This is a genomic window from Nonomuraea sp. NPDC052265 (genome assembly GCF_044547985.1).
Classification (GTDB): domain Bacteria; phylum Actinomycetota; class Actinomycetes; order Streptosporangiales; family Streptosporangiaceae; genus Nonomuraea.
This window is the reverse complement of the sequence record NZ_JBIUBJ010000006.1, coordinates 44,336-62,790: the sequence shown is the minus strand read 5'-3', so window position 1 is coordinate 62,790 and position 18,455 is coordinate 44,336. Positions and strand designations below refer to the sequence as shown.

Below are 18,455 nucleotides of genomic sequence, written 5' to 3'. Positions count from 1 at the left end.
GCCGGGTTCGCGCTCCACGTTTCACAAGGGTCGCCATGAAGCGCATGGTCCTCCGGACGGGGACGAGGGCGCCTGAGTAGCCCCTACTCAATCCCGTTCACGACGGACGATCCCGCGCGTAGGGTTCGCTGGAGCGACCGTCAGGACGGCATCCGCTCCCTGCGCCGGGCTGCGGCGGCCACGTTGACCGGCATCCGGCCGAAGATCAGACCGTGGAAGGGCGAGATCGCCCACCAGTACAGCTGGCCGAGCAGTCCGTGCGGATGGAAGACGGCACGCTGCGTGTAGATCGTCCGGCCGCCGGAGCGTGTGACGCCGAGCTCCAGCCAGGCCAGTCCGGGCAGCCGCATCTCGGCGCGCAGCCGCAGCAGCCGTCCGGGAAGCACCTCCTCCACCCGCCAGAAGTCGATCGAGTCGCCCACCCGCAGCCGGGCCGGATCGCGCCGGCCGCGCCGCAGCCCCACCCCGCCCACCAGCCGGTCGGCCAGGCCCCGCAGCTGCCACGCCATCGGCAGCGAGTACCAGCCGTTACGGCCGCCGATGCCCTCGATCACCTGCCACAACGCCTCCGGGCTCGCCTGCACGGCCAGGCTGCGATCGTCCACGAACAGGCTGCCGCCCGCCCAGTCGGGATCGGTGGGCAGCGGATCGCTCGGCGCGCCCGGTGTGGACGCCGAGGACCAGCGCGTCGCGACATCGGCCTCCTTGATCTTCATCAGCGCCAGGGACACCGCCTGCCGGAAGCCGACCAGCCCGCCCTCGGGATCCGGTACGTGGCGGACGATGTCGTGCTCGCCGCACACGGCCTCGTTGCGCAGCGACTCCACCAGCGGACGGGCGATGCTCGCGGGGACCGGCGTGACCAGCCCCACCCACAGGCTCGACAGCCGGGGGGTGAGCAGCGGCACCGGAATGATCAACCTGGGCGGCAGCCCGGCGACCGCGGCATAGCCATGCATCATGTCGGCATACGTCAGAACGTCGGGCCCGCCGATGTCGAACCCCCGGTTGACCGTCCCCGGCACCCGCGCCCACGCGACCAGATAGCGCAGCACGTCCCGCACCGCGATCGGCTGCGTACGGCTGCGCACCCAGCGCGGCGTCGTCATCACCGGCAACCGTTCGGTCAGGTATCGAAGCATCTCGAACGAGGCCGACCCCGACCCGATGATCACCGCGGCACGCAGCACCACCGCCGGCACCACGCCCCGCAGGAAGATCTCCCCCACCTCGGCCCGCGACGACAGGTGCGGCGAAAGCCGCTCGTCCGCTGTCAACCCGCCCAGATAGACGATCCGCCGCACGCCCGCCTCGGCCGCCGCGGCCGCGAACGTGCGCGCCGCCAGCCGGTCCCGCTCGGCGAACCGGCCACTCGTCCCCATCGCGTGGATCAGGTAGTACGCGACCTCCACCCCGTCCAGCGCCCGGCGCGCGCGGTCGGCGTCCGTGGCGTCGGCCTCGACGACCTCCACCCGTTCCGCCCACGGAAGGTCGCGCAGGCGTGCGGCCGAGCGCACCATGCATCGCACTTCATGACCGGCGGCCAGCAGCTCAGGGGCCAGCCGCCCGCCGATGTAACCCGTTGCCCCTGTGACCAGGCACAATGCCATGCCCACGCACCTTCCCCGTCCCCCACGCGTCATGCCACGCAGGCGTGCGGGGGCGGCCCGTGGGCATCTGTGAGGCATGGCCGAGGTGCACGGTTGTGGCGGGTCGCGGGTGGCGGTGCCGAGGCGGGCGCCCGAGGAGTACGGGTCGGCGTTCCGCGAGGCCATGGCGGTCAAGGCGTCGATCGGGCGGAACGCCGACGTCCTGCGGCACTGCCTCGGTATGCTCGGCGTGTTCCGCCGCCACGCCCGCGGTGAAGCCGCCACCTACCTGCGAGAACCCCGTATCCGGACGAGCGCGGCCAGCGCCACCACGTCGTGTGACACGACCGAAGGAGCCGTCGATGGATGCGGTGATCGTCCTGCTCAACAGGGACCTGCGGGTGCACGACCACCCGGCCCTGACGGCCGCCTGCGAGCGCGCCCGCGCCGTGCTCCCCCTGTTCGTGCTGGACGAGACCGTCCCGGCCGGGCGCCGCCGCGGCTTCCTGCTGGAGTGCCTGGCCGACCTGCGGGCGTCTTTGCGGGCACGTGGCGGGGACCTGATCGTACGGCACGGCGACGTCGTGACCGAGACCATGAAGCTCGTCCACGGAACCGGAGCCGAGGCGGTCTTCGCCAGTGCCGACGTCAGCCTGCTGGCCAGGCGCAGGCAGGACCGGCTGGCCGGCGAACGGATCTCGTACCAGCTCTTCCCCGGGGTGACGGTGGTGCCGCCCGGCACGCTCACCCCGTCCGGGGGCGGGGATCACTACCGGGTCTTCACGCCGTACTGGCGCTCCTGGAGCCGGCACCGGCACCGTCCCCTGCTCCCGGCGCCTCACCACGTGCCGACGCCCCACGGCCTCGACGCCGGGCGGCTGCCGGTCCCGGACCGGCCGGAACCCATGCCCGGCGGCGAGGCCGCCGCCCGCGACCGCGCCCGGCGGTGGATCCGTCGGGCCCTGCCGGGGTACGCCGACGGCCACGACGACCTGGCCGGTGACCGCACCTCCCGCCTGAGCCCGTACCTGAGGTTCGGCTGCCTGTCCCCGCTGGAACTGGCCCACCTGGCCTCAGCCGGCGAGGCGTTCCTCCGCCAGCTGTGCTGGCGCGACTTCTACCACCAGGTCACGTACGCCTTCCCGCGGATCAACCGGGCGGACTACCGTCCCCGCGGCCACCACTGGCGCGACGACGAGGACGCGCTGCAGGCCTGGCGGGAGGGCATGACCGGCCTCCCCATCGTGGACGCCGGCATGCGCCAGCTCCTCGCCGAGGGGTGGATGCACAACCGGGCCCGCCTGATCGTGGCCTCCTACCTGGTCAAGGTGCTCGGGATCGACTGGCGCGCCGGCGCCCGGCACTTCTTCGAGCAGCTCCTCGACGGCGACATCGCCAACAACTCGGGCAACTGGCAGTGGATCGCCGGCACCGGCAACGACACGCGCCCCAACCGCGGCTTCAACCCGTTGCGCCAGGCACAGCGCTTCGACCCGGCGGGCGACTACGTGCGCCGCTACGTCCCCGAGCTCGCCGCAGTCCCCGCCGCCGACGTCCATCAGCCGTGGCGGCTGAGCACTCCCCCGAGCGGCTACCCCCGTCCGATGCTCTGACCGGCGCGACCAGGGCCGGCTCCCTGGATCAGCCGTCGAGCGCAGCGGCGGTCGTGGCTCCGGACACCACCGGTACGATTTCGAACTCGGTGAGGTCCGACCACTCGGCGACCCAGCGTTGCAGGAGTGCGATGTCGTCACATTCCATGAGCTGGAAGCAACGGCCCAGATCGGCCGTCACCCAACTGGAGACGAAGACAATGCCTTCGTCGGTCATGCGTCCCTTCTCCCGGAATCGCCGATAGACGGCCTTCGCGTCCTGACTGCGGAATCGTTCGATCACCATGAACAACATCTGCCCTCCGACGAGTGATCGCTTCCGTTGCTCGCCACCGTACGATCGGTCGGCCCACGGCCGCCTGCTCGCGCGGAGCGGTTACCGTCGAACGCCGGCGCCTCATGACGCCTCTCGTACGAGGCCGTAGCGGGGAGTGCCCTCGTTGTCAAGATCAAGGTGGCCTCGATGTCCCCTCCGGGCGGGCGGGCGTTTCCTTCATTCGTATGAGTGCCGAAATCATCTCCGGTGGCGAGGTTCCGGGCAGCGGGCGTCCATAGCGTGGCCGTTATGAATTGCGCATTGCTCAGACGGGGCGTGGCCTCTGCCGTGGCGGTCGGCCTGCTGCTCACCGGGCCCGCCGTACAGGCCAGGTCCAAGCCCGTCACTGTGGCCAGGTCCAAGCCCGTCACTGTGGCCGGGTCGAAGCCCGTCACTGTGGCCCTGCCCCAGCCGACAGGTCCACGCGAGATCGGCACCGTCGCGCTGCACCTGCGTGACGGCTCCAGGGCCGACCCGTGGATCAAAGCCCATGAGCGGCGCGAGCTGATGATCAGCCTGTGGTATCCCACGCGTCGTCCGGACGGCCGCCCCGCTGCGCCTTGGCTGCCGCCTCGCGCCGCCGAGGCCTTCTACCGCAACAACGGCCTCTCGCCTGCGGCTGTCAGCCTGCCTTCGACCCATGGCCGCGAAGGGGCCCGGGTGGCGGGCCGAGGGCTGCCCGTCGTCCTGTTCTCGCCCGGCAACGGCGCCGACCGTTCCATGAACACCACCACGGTCGAAGAGCTGGCCAGTTGGAGGTACATGGTGGTCACGATCGATCATCCGGGCGATGCCGGCGAGGTGGAGTTCCCCGACGGCACGGTCACCGGCCGTGTGCTCAAGCCGGTCCCGGTGAGCAGGCTGGGCGAGAAGGCCGAAGAGATCAAGGTGCGGGTGGCCGACACGCGCTTCGTGCTGGACCGGCTCAAGGAGCTGAACAAGGGGCAGAACCCCGATGCCGAAGGCCGGAAGCTGCCGGAGGGGCTGCGTGGCGCGTTCGACCTGAGCAGGGTCGGCATGTTCGGCCATTCCGCGGGAGGAGCGACGGCCGCCGCGACGATGCTGAAGGACCGGCGGGTCAAGGCGGTCCTGAACCTGGACGGGCCCGCCCTCGGCAAGGTGGCCGCCGAAGGACTGGCCAAGCCGTACATGCTCATGGAGGCCGAGATCTTCGACAAGCCCATCCGCGGGCAGAAGGCCTTCTGGTCCCGGCTGAAGGGCTGGCGGCTGCACGTGAAGACCAAGGGTGCCAAGCACAACTCCTACACCGACCTGCCGCTGGTGTACGAGCAGGCGGCCGCGGTGCTCGGCCTGTCGAAGGAGCAGTTGCGAGCGGTGAACGGGACACTGTCGGCGGCGCGTTCCGTGGCCGTCACCCGCGCCTACACCAGGGCCTTCTTCGATCTGCATCTACGACGCAAGGGCAACCTGCTGGACGGGCGTTCCTCGCGATTTCCCGAGGTGCGGGTGATCGCCCGTTAGCCACCAGGTCTCCGGCAGCAGGTGTGTCCTGGTCGACCGACCGGCTACCGGAGACCTCTCGTCGTCGATCCACGACCGGGCCGACGACTTCGGCACAAGCCCTGACCGCGGCCTTCGAGCGGCGCCCTCTTCACGGGGGTTGACCCTGAAGGGTGATCGACATAGGTTGACCAAGCAAAAGTGATCGATCACTATTGCTCCGTCCGAAGGAGCCACACCGATCCCGCCGGTCCCGCATCGCGAAGCGATGATCGCCGCCCTGGACGCGGGCGCGTGGGTGTGGCGCGAGAAGCCGCCGACGTCGCCCGATTCCAGCAGAAGGGCCCGCACCATGCCTGACACCACGCTCACCGTCCGCGAAGAGGACAAGTCCCTGGTCATCACCGCCGGCGACGTGCAGATCGCCCGGTACGTCCACCAGCCGGACGCCCCCGACGCCGAGTCCCCCAAGCCCTACCTCCATCCCATCCGCAGCCTGTCGGGCGCTCCTATGTCGGTCTACCGGCCGCACGACCACCGCTGGCACAAGGGCCTGCAGATGACCTGGGCACACCTGTCGGGACAGAACTTCTGGGGCGGCCCGACCTTCTCGGTGGAGCGGGACTACCACTGGGAGGACAACCTCGGCCACATCAACCACCTCGCCTTCACCGACGTCTCCTCCGACGGCAGGCGGGTCGTGGCCGAGGAGGACCTGCACTGGGTCTCGGCGCGGGGCGAGCACTGGGTCACCGAGCAGCGCCGCCAGGTCTTCCACGGCGTGGACAGCGCGCGGGGCGTCTGGGCCCTGGACTTCACCACGACGCTGCACAACGTCCGCGGCGCCACGCTCGACTTCGGCAGCCCCACCACCCACGGCCGGCCGATGGCCGGGTACGCGGGCTACTTCTGGCGCGGCCCCAGGTCCTGGACCGGCGGCACCATCATCGGCGCCGGCGGTCTGGGCGGTGAGGAGATGATGGGCGTCGAGGCCCCGTGGCTGGCCGTGGTCGGGCAGCACGATGCGATCGACGGCGGCGGGACCGTGCTGGCCATCGCCGGGCACTCCAGCGCGCCGGTGCCGATCAAGTGGTTCGTCCGCACGGAGCCGTTCGCCGTGATCAGCCCCTCCCCCTCCTTCGACGAGGAGATCTCGCTGGCCGACGGCGACACCCTCGAACTCGCGCACCGCTACGTCTTCATCGACCGCATGTGCGACCGGGCCGAGCTGGACGAGCTCGGCGCGGAGTTCGCGCTGTGACCCCGCTGTTCCCCGGCGGCACCTCGATCAGCGATCTGGCGGTCTACGACTGGGAGTGCGCCGACGGCGTGCACGGTGGCACGCCGCACCTGCACACGGTCTCGACCGAGGCGTACGTCGTGACCGCGGGCCGCGGGGAGGTGCACACTCTCAGTGCCGCCGGTTTCTCCCGGGACCGGCTCGAAGCGGGCACGGTCCTGTGGTTCTCGCCCGGGACGATTCACCGCCTGGTCAACGAGGACGGGCTGCGGCTGCTGGTGATCATGCAGAACGCGGGCCTGCCCGAGGCCGGGGACGCCGTGCTCACCTTCCCCGCCGACGTCCTGCGCGACCGTGACGCCTACCTCGCCGCGGCGACGCTGCCGGTGCTGGGTTCCGAGGACGAACGGGCGGCGGCCGCGCGGGCGCGCAGGGACCTGGCGGTCACCGGGTTCCGGCGGCTGGTGGAGGACGCCGAGGAGCGTGGGGGGCGGGCGCTGGCGGACTTCCATCGGCTGGCGGCGGCGATCGTCCGTCCCCGGGCCGCGTCCTGGAAGGAGTTGTGGAAGGAGACCGTCGCCGCCGAGACCGAGCGCACGATGTCACAGCTCGACGCGATCGCGGGCGGCGATCCCACCCATCTCGGGCGGGCCACCGTGGTGCGGACCACGTCCAAGCCGGGTCCTCGCGCCTTCGGCATGTGCGGCCGGCTACGGACGTGGGCACCGCGGCCCTGACCTCGCCCACGCCCGCCCGGGCACGGGAAGCCACGCCGGTGTCGAGCGCGGAGCGGTCCGGCCGGCTCAGGACGTGCGGGCCCTCAGCCGGGCGGCGGGCCGGCCGTCTCGCGGACGATGACCCGGTTGATCGACCGTTCGGAAGGAGGCGGCGCGGGCTCGCCGCGCACCGCCGCGATGAGCCGGGCCATCGCCTCCCGCCCCTGCGACTCCCGATCCACCGCCACGGTGGAGAGTGCGGGGGTGGCGAAACGTCCCAGTTCCTCATCGTCCCAGCCGAACACGCTGACGTCACCCGGAACCCGCCAGCCCCGCGACAACGCCGCGCGTACGGCGCCCATCGCCACGTGGTCGTTCACGGCCACGATGGCGGTCACGCCACAACCGTCGGGCAGGCCGCGAACGGCGTCATAGCCGGACTGGGGGCTCCAGTCGCCGAGCGCGACGCCGTACGAGGTGAGCCCGCGGCGCTCGATGGTCTGCTCGAAGACGAGCTTGCGGTTGCGGGCCGAGGCCCAGCTCTGCGCGCCCGCGATGTGGAAGAAGACCCGGTGGCCGAGCGAGGCGAGACAGTCGATGATCTCCTCGATCGGCGAGGCGTCCGCCAGCTCGTTGACCCCGCGCAGCTTGTCGTCGTAGTCGCCCGTGACGACGATGGGCACCGGCGAGGCGGCGGGATCGATCTCCAGAGGCGTCAGCGACAGAACGCCCTCGACCTGCCCCGACCCGGCCAGCTCCAGCACCCGCTCCGCCCTGGCACGCGGATCGCCCTCGACACTGAGAACCTCCAGCTGGAAGCCTTCGGCGTGCGCCGACGCCGCGGCGGCGCGGAGCATGCGCGCCGGCCACAGGTAGCCGGACGCGGGCAGGGTGATCGCCAGCCGGTTCGTGTGCCGTGTGCGCATGGAACGCGCGACGAGGTTCGGCCGGTAGTTGAACTCCTGGACGACCAGGTCGATCTTGGCGCGGGTCGCCGGCTTCAGGGTCTCGTTCTTGCTGAAGTACCGGGACACCGTCTGGTGCGACACGCCCGCGCGCCGGGCCACCTCGTGGATCGTGAGGCGCGGCGTCTCAGCCTCGTCCAAGGGCCCCCTCTCCTCGCTCTGCGCGTCACAGCCTAGCCGGTCCCCCTTTCGCCGAAGTGATCGTTCACCCTCTCCACCGCCGACCTTCAGAGTTAGTGCATTAACACGCTAAGCTCGATGCCCATGAGCGGTATTCTGCTGATGACCTTCGACGACTTCTTCGTGCCCGAGTGGAGCGCGATGCGCGGGGTGTTCAGGGAGCACGGCGCCCGGGTGACGTTCTTCATCAGCGAGCCGTACAAGCTCGACGACGACGCCTGGAGGCGATTGCGCGAGCTGGCCGGCGACGGGCACACCGTGGGGGCGCACGGCTTGCGGCACCTGTGGGCGCCCGACCGGATCGCGGCGCTCGGCGGCGACGGCTACCTGGCCGAGGACGTCGACCCGTGCCTGGCGGCGCTGCGCGCGCACGGGTTCGAGGCCGCGAGCTTCGCCTATCCGGTGAGCCGTCGCGACGAGCGGTCGGACGCCGTGCTGGGCGGGGTGTTCCGCCGGTTGCGCGGCGGCACCGGGCATCCGGCCGAAGGCGGGCTGGACACCTTGGACGAGATCTTCACCCCGGTCGCCGAGGTCGCCGGGCGCAGGGTGCTGATCGGGGCGGGGATCGACACGGGCAAGCTGTTCAGGCCGGCCGGGGTCGACGACGCCTCCGTGCGCTCGGCCCTGGTACGCGCGGCCGCGCGGGAGGAGGCGGTGACGTTCTACGCGCACGCGGTCGCGGACTCGCACGAGTGCAACCACGTGTCACCGGCGCGGCTGGAGATGGTGCTGACCCAGGCCGCCGAGCTGGGACTCCGCGTCCTGGGCTTCGACGACCTGGATCAGACCGGCATGACGAGTCCGACGCCGGTGTAGGCAGCGCGGCGGCCGAAGCCGGACATGAGGGGCGTCCCTAGAGGGCGACGGCGGCGACGGAGCCCTGGTGGTTGAACAGGACCTCGTCGCCTGCCGGAGAGAAGATCGGGTGTGGGTGGTCCGGGTGACGGGTGGCCGTGGTGCGGGCCAGCCATGCCTGGTGGCCGGTGGCCACCTCGATCAGCAGCACGTCGGAGACGCCGCCGGCGTCCTGCCAGCCGCGGCCTGGCCGGTCGGCCGGGCCGGTGGTGTCGGCGACGGCCCAGCGGCCGTCGCGGCTGACGTCGCAGTGCCACAGGCGCTCGCCCGCGGCGACCAGGCGGGGCGGGCGGCCGTCGGGGTGGGCGAAGTAGAGGCCCCGTGGCCCGGCCGCACTGTCGCCATAGGCGACGACGGCCGCGCCGAGGTCGTGGTGCAGCCAGCGCTCGTGACCGACGGCGACGAACGCGCCCGGATCGGCGGAGATCGCCGCCTGGTCCAGCACCTGGACGTGCCCGCCGTCGTGCCAGGCCCAGACCCGGTCGGGGATCTCCAGGGCCGGGCCCTCGTGCGCGTACGCCAGCCAGGACTCGTCGAAAGGGCTGTGGTGCGGGTGGTTGGCCTGCCAGTCGCGGGTGAACAGTTCGGTCGCCGCGCCGGTGACCAGGTCCACCCTGAGGAAGATCCACCGCGCCCCGGTCTCCCTGACCACGACGACGCTGCCGCCGTCGCGGGTGATGGCGCAGACGTCCTGAAGGTGCGCGGCCGTGTAGACGATCTCGGCCTCGCCTGGTCCGTCCGCGATGTACAGGACGTCGTCCCAGATCCAGGCGGCCCGCCCGGTCTCCTCGGCGACGTCGGGGTAGGCGGGACGGACCACGCCGTCCCGCCTGGGCGCGATCGCCGCCACGAGACGCTCGTCCTGCCCGTCGAGACCCACGCTGATCACGGCGGTCGCGCCGCGCCCCTCCTCGTACCGGGCCAGGAGCAGGCGGTCGCCGTGGAAGCCGTTGGCGTGCGGGTAGGTCAGGTGCGCGCCCGTGGCGACGATTCGCATCGGTGCGGGTCCTCTCAGACGAGCTGGGCGGAGCGGAACAGGGCGGGGTTCTTGGGCGCGGCCCCGACGCCGCCGCCCCATTCGAGGTACCCGTCGCGGGCGTCGCCGCCCGTTCCCGCGTCGGCGTCGTTGACGAGGAACGAGATCCCGATCACGCCGGTCGGCGGCTTGTCGTAGCCGAGCGACGCCCACGGTACGGCCAGGCGGTACGTGGTGGTCTTCGCTGTCTCGTCCCGGGTGATGGCGAGGTCGGCGCCCGGGGTCGGACCGGCCGGGCGGGTCCAGGTGTAGGCGGCGGGCCCCGAGGGCAGCAGGGCCGCGCCGACCTCGACCCGTTCACCGGTGAGCTCGCCGGGGAAGGCCGAGTACAGGTTGAACTGCACGGAGTCGACCTGCCAGTTCAGCGACGGGTCGGTGCGGGCGGCGTTGTGCACGTCGTCCTTGATGACCGCGTCCAGGATCAGCGCGTCCGGGCTGTGCGTGAACCGGATGGTCCCGGACAGGTCGTCGGGGCCGGTCCGCGTGCCGCCGCGGAGCCCGACCCAGCGGCCCAGGCCGTCCAGGTCGATCGGGTCCAGGGTGGTCGCCCCGGCCTTCTCGATCGGGCTGAAGCTGAGCGACCCGGTGTCGCTCGCGTTGCCGGCCGTGACCGCGTAGCTGTAGTTCACGTACGGCAGGGCGTCCGGCACCGGGGCCTCCACGGAGACCGACCCCAGCGCGGGCACCTCGGCCGGATCGGCGACCACCCCGCGCCAGGAGCCCACCTGCCAGCCGACGGAGCTCAGCTTGACCGGTGTGGCGGGGCTGTTGTTGGTCACGGTGACGCGGAGCTTCTTCCCGACGATGATCGGCCGCCCCTTGACCGTGTACGGCTTGACCACCTGGCTTCCCGAGCGCAGCCGGGCGATGGGACCGCGGTCGTCGGCGACCGTGGCGGTGACCGCCCTGCGGCCGGTGGCCGGAGTGGCGGGCAACTCCAGCGTAACCGACGTCTTCCGGCCCTTGCGGGTGACCAGGTCGGCCTTGACCTCGCCGGCGGCCACCGCCAGCCTGCCCGGCAGCTTGGCGCCGCCGGTACGGTCGGCGGTGACTGTCACGGCCAGCTTCTCGCCGGTGACCGACTGCTCGGGGGCGCTGACCGACAGCGGCGAGGCGCCGGCCTTGACCGAGGCGATGAGGCCGGAGACGAAGACGGGGCTGCCGTCCAGGTCGAGCCGCACCTTGCCGGCCTGCGGCCTGAGCGTGCTGACCGCGCCGAACTGGTCGGTCAGCGTGACGTCGCCGAGCGCGGCGAGTGTGACCGGGCGGGGCTGGGTGGCCCACAACAACCGGGTGCCGCCGCTGATCGGGTAGGAGTAGACGTCGGCGTCGCCGACGTTCTGGCGGGCGCCGAGTGTGCGGCCGGCGAGCTTGCGGATCAGCACGGCCTGGGAGACGGCGGCCGGCTTGGGCGACGGGGCGGCGACGCCGGGGGCCGGGCGGCGGAACAGGCCGAAGCGGTGCTCGCGCTCGCCGGCGTTGTCGCCGTCGTCGATGAGGTCGTACCAGAAGTACTTGTCCGCGCCCGCGCTCCTGGCCAGCGTCTGCGCCCTGATCAGGTAGTCGGCCTGCTGGGCCTCGGTCGAGCCGGCGGTGTGGGTGGGCCAGCCGTTCTCGCTGATCCAGATCGGCATGTTCTTCTTGGCCTTGACCTTCGCCACGAGCTGCGGGAACTCGGTCGTCATCACGGTCCGCTCGGGCGGCGTGCCGGCCCCGGCGTCGGCGTAGCCGTAGAAGTTGACGCTCAGCGTGTCGAGATAGTCCAGGCCGCCGAGGGCGAAGAACTGGTCGTGCCAGGCGAGCTGGGTGCCGGCCGAGGTCGGGCCGACCACGTTGGCCGTGGGCACCGCCTGGTGGATGGCCGGGTAGAGGGCCTTGACGACGTCGAGGTAGCACTGCGGGGTGATGCCGCAGGCGCCGTCGTTGAAGCCGGTGGAGTTGTACTCGTTGTAGATCGAGAAGTCCTTGGTGAACGGGGCGTAGTTGGCCGCCGTGGCCGCGCCGAAGCGGGCGAACGCGGCCAGGCCGGCGGGGGTGCTGGGCGTCTTGCCGCCGTCGTACAACGGGTTGCGGTAGCCGAGGATCGGCATGGTGGTGATGCCGTTCTCGTACGCCTTGCGCAGGCCGGAGTCGAGGGAGGCGGTGAAGTCGTAGACGCCCGCCTGCTTCTCGATGCCGGACCAGTTGGCGTCGGAGCGCACCTCGGTCCACCCGATCCGGGCGGCCGTCTTGAGCAGTTGCTCCTCGGTGTCCTTCTGCCAGCCGTAGTGGATGGCGGCCGAGAAGTACGGATCCTTCGTGGCGTTCGGGGTGATGACCCCGAACGAGGTGGAACGGGAGGTGAACCCGGTCGAGACGGTCAGCCGGTAATAACCTGGTCCGAGATCGGAAATATCGATCTTCGTCGTGCCGTTGGCCACCGCCAGCGTGCCCGACTTCAGCGGAACCCCGTTCGGGTCACCGATGGTCCACTCGACCTTGTCGGCCGCCGCGGCGACGTCGATCGTGTTGGTGCCCTGGGTGAAGACCAGCGACGGGTTGGTGATCGTGAGTTGCGACGGGTCGGTGAAGTGCACCTCGACCTTGCTGAAGCACACGCCGGGCATCGAGGCGGCGTCGGCCTTGACGTTGAGCCGGAAGTCGGCGCCGTTGGCCCGGTTCCTGAAGGTGATGTCGCCGAGCGCGATGACCGAGCTCTTCCACGTGCCGGTGCCGGTCAGCGCCACGTTGCCGCTGCCGGTGAAGGCGCCCGCCTTGCCGTCGTAGTGGACGTCGAGGCCGACCGGTCCCGCGTCGAAGTAGCGGACCACGACCCACGCGCGGGTCGCCCCGGCCGGGATCGAGGCGTCGGCCACGTCCACGTAGACGTAGCGGTTGTACGGCGTGCCGGACATCTGCCAGCACGACTCGCCGCCGCGCTCGCTGACGGCGTGGGCCGGGTCCTTGTCGCCGTCGCCCGGCCACGCCTTGACGATGCCGGTGTAGACGGGGTCGGCGCCGAGCACGGCCGTGGCCGCCGCCGCGGCGCTCGCGCTCTGGGCGGGCAGGGCAGCCAGCAGCCCGGCCGCCAGGGTGGCCGCGCAGGCGGCGGCCACGCTCCGTAAGGTGATCTTCATCAGCGGGATTCTCCTTGCCGTCCGTAGCGTTCTCCGGCCGCGCGGGCGAAGTCCTTGCCCGCCGCGCCGAGGTCGGCGATCACCTGCTCGTGGGAGCGGCCCGCCGCCTGCGCGGCGGGGATGACGGTGCCGCACTCGTTGGCGTCCATGAAGGCCGCCGCTTCCAGCAGCCCGTCCTCGTCCTCGGCCGGGATCGCCAGGAACCCGTGCTTGTCGGCGTGCACGAGCTGCCCCGGCTCGACCACCTGCCCGAACACCTCGACCGGCACGCCCCAGCGCACCGGACGGACATGGGCGTGCCCGACGCACAGCCGCCTGGCGAGGGCCTTGAACCCGGCGCCGGTCATCTCGTCCAGGTCGCGGATCGCGCCGTCGGTGATGGTGCCGACGCAGCCCAGCGCGCGGTGCGCGCCGCTGTTGACCTCGCCCCAGAACGAGCCGACGGTCCTGGGCTTGTCGAGGTCCTGCACGACGACGATCTTCGGCCCGTCGACCGAGGCCACGTAGCGCCGGTAGTCCTCCCACACGTCAGCGGGGTGCTCCGGGTTGCCCGGCTCGATGACGACGGTGACCGCCCGGCCCACCATGGGCCCCATCTGGGGCATGAAGTCGCGCGATTCCTCCTGGTGGAAGGCGATGTCGTGCTGGGTGATCTGTTCCCAGCCGTTGTAGACGGTGGGGGTGTTCCAGCGTTTCAGCCGGTGCATGCCACTCCTAGGTGACGCTCGTGATCGGGCCCCGCGCGAAGATCGGTGAGGGTCCCAGCGGCAGGGTGAGGGGTGAGGTGCGGGTGGTGGTGCGCCCGTAGACGTCGGTGGTGGTGAACGGGCCGCTCGCGGTGATCGTCGCCGTGGCCGAGGTGGTCGACCACAGCACGCGTGTGTCGCCGTAGCGCGCCGACCGCGCCGGCTGCGCCGGCCCGTCGGTCCCGCTGTACGCCTTGGCGCCCAGCATGCGGGCGGTCACCGCCTGGGCGACCAGCGCCGGTTTCGGGGCGTTGGCCGTGACCGTGACCAGCCCGTCGGCGACCGGCTGACGCATCATGCCGAAGTTGTGCTCGGCGTTGGCCGGGTCCGGCCCGTCGTTGACCAGGTCGTACCAGTAGATCCGCCTGACCCCGTTGGCCCCGGCGATCGTGTAGAGCCTGGCCAGGTGGTCGGCCTGCTCAAGCTCGGTGGTGCCGTGGCCGGTGTCGGTGGGCCAGCCCATCTCGCTGAGGTAGACGGGCGCGCCGCCGACCGTCTGGCGCAGCCCGGCGATGGTGTCGCCGTCGCCGCCCATCCACTCGGGGCCGCCCGGGTAGTGGTAGGGGTGGACGCTGTAGGCGTCGGCGTGGTCGAGGCCGCCCAGCCCGACGAGGGTCGGTGCGAAGCAGCCGGCGCAGTTGCCGATGCCGATCGTGGCCGGGCCGACGACGTCGACCTCGGGGCCGACGGCTGCCGCCACGCCCTTGAGCACGTCGAGGTAGCAGGCCGGGGTGGTGCCGCACACGCTGGTGTTGAAGGTGCGGGCGTTGTACTCGTTGAGCACCTCGACGTTCCGCAGGCCGTACCTCGTCATGAGGGCGTCGGCGAAGCGGCCGAAGGCTGCGACACCCTCGGGGCTGCTCGGGGTGCGGCCGTTGTCGTAGAAGCCGCTGGCGCCGTTGGCGATGAGCAGCGGCGTGAGGCCGAGCGCCTGGGCGTGCTCGATCTCGGCGGTGTAGGCGGCCGGGAAGGTGTAGCCGCCCTTGGTGGTCTCGAACGTGTTCCAGTAGGCGTCCTCCCTGATGTGGCTGATGCCGGCCTTCCTCGCGTCGTCGAGCACCGACACAGGCCAACCTGGGCGGCCGATGTGCACGGCCGCGCCGTAGGGTGCCTCCTCCCCCATGACCGGGACGGGCTCGATCACGGCGAAGGAGGTGGTCATGTCGGTCGGGTGCGGGGCGGCCCCGGCGTGCATGGACAGCGTGTAGTAGCCGGGGCCGAGGTCGTTGACGGCGACCGTCGACGTGCCCGAGGCCATCCAGCGGACGCCGGTGCGCACGGTCGTGTTCTTCTCGTCGGCGATGCGGTAACTGATCGAGGCGGCGGTGGAACCGATCTGGATCGGCCCCTGCCCCACGTGGAAGACCAGGCTCGGCGAACTCACCACGAGGGTGAACACCTCCGCCGTCGCGGTGAGAGAGGAGGCGGCGAGCAGCAGCAGTGCCACGAGAAGCCGTTTCATCGCGTGAGCCTCACCTGCTGGTAGCGGACGAGCTTCCAGTTGTTCAGGCCGTCGCCCCAGGTCTGCCAGCCGGCCAGGCCCAGCGAGCGGTAGTTGTCCCTGGGCTGGCCGTCGTTCTCGTTGACGGTGAGCGTCATCGAGAAGTCGGGCTCGGCGGGCGAGAGCGGCCTGATCTTGTCCCAGGGGATCGTGACCAGGTACGTCGTGGTCTTGGCCGTATCGTCGCGTGCCATCTCGACCGTGGCGCCCGGCATGGGGCCGACGCCGTAGTCGCGGGGCAGCGACTCGACGAACACGCCCGTCTCACCGGCGTAGAGCATGAACCACTCCGCGCCCCACCGGCCGAGGCCGTCGCCCGGCTGGCCCGGTTGCAGGCCGATGCCGATGCTGTCACCGGCGGGCAGCCATTCGTTCTTGGCCGCGGCCTTGTGGACGGGTTCGGTCACGACGGCCGCGACATAGAGGTTGCGCTGGTCCCAGGTGGCCCAGAAGTCACCGTCGGCGACGGAGGCGTCGATCTTGTTGTAGGTGCCGACGGTGGCCAGGTCGATGGCCGGGACGCCGTCGAGGCCCCGCAGCTTGCCGTCGCGCAGCCTGGGCGTGGCCCGCTTGACCGGGCTGAAGCCGAAGGCGTCGCTGTCCTGGGCGGTGCCGCCGCCGTCGAGGTGGGCGGTGGCGGTGACCGGCCGCACCACGTACGCCTCCTGGCCGGTGACCTCGGCCTCGACGGTCTTCGTGGTCAGCGGGGGCAGGGTCGTCCTGGCGTCGAAGGTGCCCTTGCGGTCGCCGAAGGTCCAGTCGATCGAGCTGACGGCGACGGGCTCGGTGGAACGGTTGGCGACCTCGACGCGGAGACGGCCGTCGAGAAGACCGGCGGTGCCGGATGCGCCGGTCGCGGGTCTGCTGTCGCCGGGCTTGAGGTTGATCTCGACCGGGGCGGGGACGACCTCGACCTGGGCCACAGCCAGACCGGTCACCACACCCTTGGCAACGATTTTTCCGGAAATAGTACGAATACCGGGAGCGTCGGCGACAAGTCCATCGGTGAACTCCACCGACATGCCGCCGTGCGCGGTCACCTTGACCGGGATCGTCGTCCCGGCCATCACCTTCTCCGGGGCCGCCAGCCGTACCAGCGGGTCCTGGGCGATCTTGCGCACGTCGGCCCGCACATACAGCGGCGCGCCCGTGAGCGTGAGCCGGATCCAGCCGCCGACCGGCGTCAGCGTGCGCTCGGCGCCGAGCATGTCGGCCACCACCACCGGCGCGCCGGCCCGCAGCTTTACCTGCCGCGCCGACCGGTCGCCCGTCCACAGCACCGTACGGCCGGCGAAACGGGCCGCGTGCAGCGCCGGGTCACCGGTGTCGACCCGGCCCAGGAACGCGGCGGCACCCAGCTCACGGGCGACGGTGGAGTAGGACAGGAAGGACGGTTTCGGGTTCATCCCGGTCGCGTCGGCGGACGGACGGCGCAGCAGCCCGAAGTTGTGCTCGCTGTTGTCCGGCCCGGTGCCGTCGTTGACCAGGTCGTACAGGAAGTACTTGGCCACCCCCGCCGCCTTGGCCTCGATGAGCGCGCGGGCCACCGACTCGGCCTGGGTGTTCTCGCTGACGCCGACGCCCTTGGCGGTGGCCGAGCTCCAGCCCTGCTCGGTGATCCAGATCGGGATCTCCTTGCCGTCGTTGTAGGTGCGCATCAGCTTCCTGAGCCCCTCCAGGTCGAGGCCGATCCCCTCGGGGGCGCCGGGCGCGCGGTAGGGGTGCAGGGCGACGGCGTCCATGTGCTTGAGCGCGCCGAGCCGGAAGAGCTCCTCCCACCAGTCGAGCGGCACCTTGAACGACGAGCCGCCGATGACCGGGATCTCGGGGGCCGCGGCCTTCACCCCGTTCCAGGCGGCTTCCTGGAGCTTGGCGTAGCACTTGGCGCTCTGGGAGCAGACGCCGCTGCTGAAGCCGCCGTAGTACTCGTTCCACACCTCCAGCGCGCTGACCTTGCCCTTGACGTGCTCCGCGACGGCCTTGGAGTACGCGCGGAAGCCCTCCCAGTGCTCGGGCCGGTTGGGGATCGAGCCGTAGTCGCTGTTACCGAGCCCCAGGAAGAGCAGCGGGCGCTGACCCCTGGCGTTCAGGTCGTCGACGTAGCGGTCGTGGGTCGGGTCGAAGCGGTATTCGCCCTTGGGCTTCTCGACCGTGTTCCAGTAGACGAGGTCGACGCGGACGTTACCGATGCCCGCTCTGGCCGCCAGCGAGGTGGTGTCCTCCCAGGTGGTGCCGGGGGCGAGGCGCGGATGGTGGTTGACGCCGAACATCGAGGACTGCTCCGGCGGGGTGTCCTCGGTCACCGCGAAGCCCGCGGTGCGCTCGCCGACGCTCAGCGTGTAGTAGCCGGTCGGCAGCACGCCCGCGTCGACCGAGCCCTCGCGGGTGACCGGGTCGACGGCGGCGGTGCCGGTGGCGACCACCGCACGGTTGTAGTCGCGCACGGTCCAGGCGACCTCGGGCCTGTGCCCGCTGAGCACGCCGAACGTGGCCCGCTCCCCCGGCTTGAACAGGTTGCCCGGCGTGGTGACCTTCACCTGCTCGTCCTCGGTGGCGATGGGCGACGGTGTGAAGGTGTAGGTGCCCAGGCAGACCGGCGCGGGGCTGGAGCCCATGCCGTTGGCCCAGGTGGCGATCCGCATGTCGTGGCCGTACTGGCCGCCGGCGAACGCGCCGTCGGGGAGGAAGAAGTGCGCGGTCTTCCACGTGTTGGTGCCGGCCAACTCGACGACCTTGGCGCCGTGCCAGATGTCGGTGCCGCCCGCGTCGTACACGAGGGTGAACTTGCCGGTCGGGCCGTCGAAGTAGTCGATGTCCACGGCCGCGTGGTTGACCCCCGGGTGCTTGAGCGCGGGATCGACGGTGACGTAGACGTACTGGCTGGGGCGGCCGACGCCGATCTCCCAGCAGTCGCGCTGTCCGTAGGTCTTGACGTGCAGGGCCGGATCGTCGCCGCCCGGGCTGGGGTCGATGGTGAGGCCGCTCGTCTCCAGCGTCTTGCCGAAGACGGCGGTGCCGGAGACGGGGGCGGAGACGGGGGCGGCTGGTGAGGCTGGCGGGATCGCGAGCCAGGCGGAGGCGAGGACGAGTGCCGCTGATGCGCGTAGCAAGGGGGTTCTCC

Annotated in this window: 13 protein-coding genes; 5 read left to right on the top strand and 8 right to left on the bottom strand. The window is 71.3% G+C overall.

What is annotated here, in order from left to right; all coding sequences use genetic code 11:
- Positions 1–140: 140 nt before the first annotated feature.
- Positions 141–1,610: an SDR family oxidoreductase gene (locus ACIHAD_RS19850; protein ID WP_397355957.1), complete on the bottom strand. Its 1,470-nt coding sequence runs from the start codon at positions 1,608–1,610 to the stop codon at positions 141–143.
- 341 nt (positions 1,611–1,951) lie between these two features.
- On the opposite strand from ACIHAD_RS19850, the gene ACIHAD_RS19845 reads away from it, so the two are divergent.
- Entirely contained in the window at positions 1,952–3,202 is a 1,251-nt protein-coding gene (locus tag ACIHAD_RS19845) for a cryptochrome/photolyase family protein (RefSeq protein WP_397355956.1), read from the top strand.
- 28 nt (positions 3,203–3,230) lie between these two features.
- Here ACIHAD_RS19845 and ACIHAD_RS19840 read toward each other — a convergent pair whose 3' ends face one another.
- Positions 3,231–3,497 carry a DUF3303 domain-containing protein gene (locus tag ACIHAD_RS19840; protein WP_397355955.1) on the bottom strand — a complete coding sequence of 89 codons (267 nt, stop codon included), beginning with the start codon at positions 3,495–3,497 and terminating at the stop codon, positions 3,231–3,233.
- A 282-nt stretch (positions 3,498–3,779) separates the two neighbouring features.
- Here ACIHAD_RS19840 and ACIHAD_RS19835 point away from each other — a divergent pair, with 282 nt between their 5' ends.
- The 3 genes from ACIHAD_RS19835 to ACIHAD_RS19825 all read left to right on the top strand — a co-directional run bounded on the left by ACIHAD_RS19835 (position 3,780) and on the right by ACIHAD_RS19825 (position 6,956).
- Entirely contained in the window at positions 3,780–5,000 is a 1,221-nt protein-coding gene (locus tag ACIHAD_RS19835; RefSeq protein ID WP_397355953.1) for an alpha/beta hydrolase family protein, read from the top strand.
- A 247-nt stretch (positions 5,001–5,247) separates the two neighbouring features.
- Entirely contained in the window at positions 5,248–6,240 is a 993-nt protein-coding gene (locus ACIHAD_RS19830) for a PmoA family protein (RefSeq protein WP_397355952.1), read from the top strand.
- Positions 6,237–6,956, top strand: a complete 720-nt coding sequence (locus tag ACIHAD_RS19825; protein WP_397355951.1) for a cupin domain-containing protein — start codon at positions 6,237–6,239, stop codon at positions 6,954–6,956. The genes ACIHAD_RS19830 and ACIHAD_RS19825 overlap by 4 nt, the downstream gene beginning before the upstream one ends.
- Before the next feature lie 83 nt (positions 6,957–7,039).
- On the opposite strand, the gene ACIHAD_RS19820 is transcribed toward ACIHAD_RS19825, so the two are convergent.
- Positions 7,040–8,041, bottom strand: coding sequence for a LacI family DNA-binding transcriptional regulator (locus tag ACIHAD_RS19820; protein ID WP_397355950.1), 1,002 nt, complete (start codon positions 8,039–8,041; stop codon positions 7,040–7,042).
- Between the two features lie 123 nt (positions 8,042–8,164).
- Between ACIHAD_RS19820 and ACIHAD_RS19815 the strand changes: the two genes are divergently transcribed.
- Positions 8,165–8,896, top strand: a complete 732-nt coding sequence (locus ACIHAD_RS19815; RefSeq protein WP_397355949.1) for a polysaccharide deacetylase family protein — start codon at positions 8,165–8,167, stop codon at positions 8,894–8,896.
- A 37-nt stretch (positions 8,897–8,933) separates the two neighbouring features.
- On the opposite strand, the gene ACIHAD_RS19810 is transcribed toward ACIHAD_RS19815, so the two are convergent.
- From ACIHAD_RS19810 to ACIHAD_RS19790, 5 genes are read right to left on the bottom strand one after another with little or no spacing between them, the layout of a single operon-like run.
- A complete protein-coding gene (locus ACIHAD_RS19810; RefSeq protein ID WP_397355948.1) occupies positions 8,934–9,932 on the bottom strand; it encodes an oligogalacturonate lyase family protein in 999 nt (332 codons plus the stop codon).
- A gap of 14 nt (positions 9,933–9,946) precedes the next feature.
- Entirely contained in the window at positions 9,947–13,087 is a 3,141-nt protein-coding gene (locus tag ACIHAD_RS19805; protein WP_397355947.1) for a hypothetical protein, read from the bottom strand.
- Entirely contained in the window at positions 13,087–13,794 is a 708-nt protein-coding gene (locus ACIHAD_RS19800) for an RraA family protein (RefSeq protein WP_397355946.1), read from the bottom strand. Before ACIHAD_RS19800 ends, ACIHAD_RS19805 begins: the two co-directional genes overlap by 1 nt.
- Before the next feature lie 7 nt (positions 13,795–13,801).
- Positions 13,802–15,295: a hypothetical protein gene (locus ACIHAD_RS19795; protein WP_397355945.1), complete on the bottom strand. Its 1,494-nt coding sequence runs from the start codon at positions 15,293–15,295 to the stop codon at positions 13,802–13,804.
- A complete protein-coding gene (locus ACIHAD_RS19790) occupies positions 15,292–18,444 on the bottom strand; it encodes a hypothetical protein (protein ID WP_397355944.1) in 3,153 nt (1,050 codons plus the stop codon). Before ACIHAD_RS19790 ends, ACIHAD_RS19795 begins: the two co-directional genes overlap by 4 nt.
- Positions 18,445–18,455 lie beyond the last annotated feature (11 nt).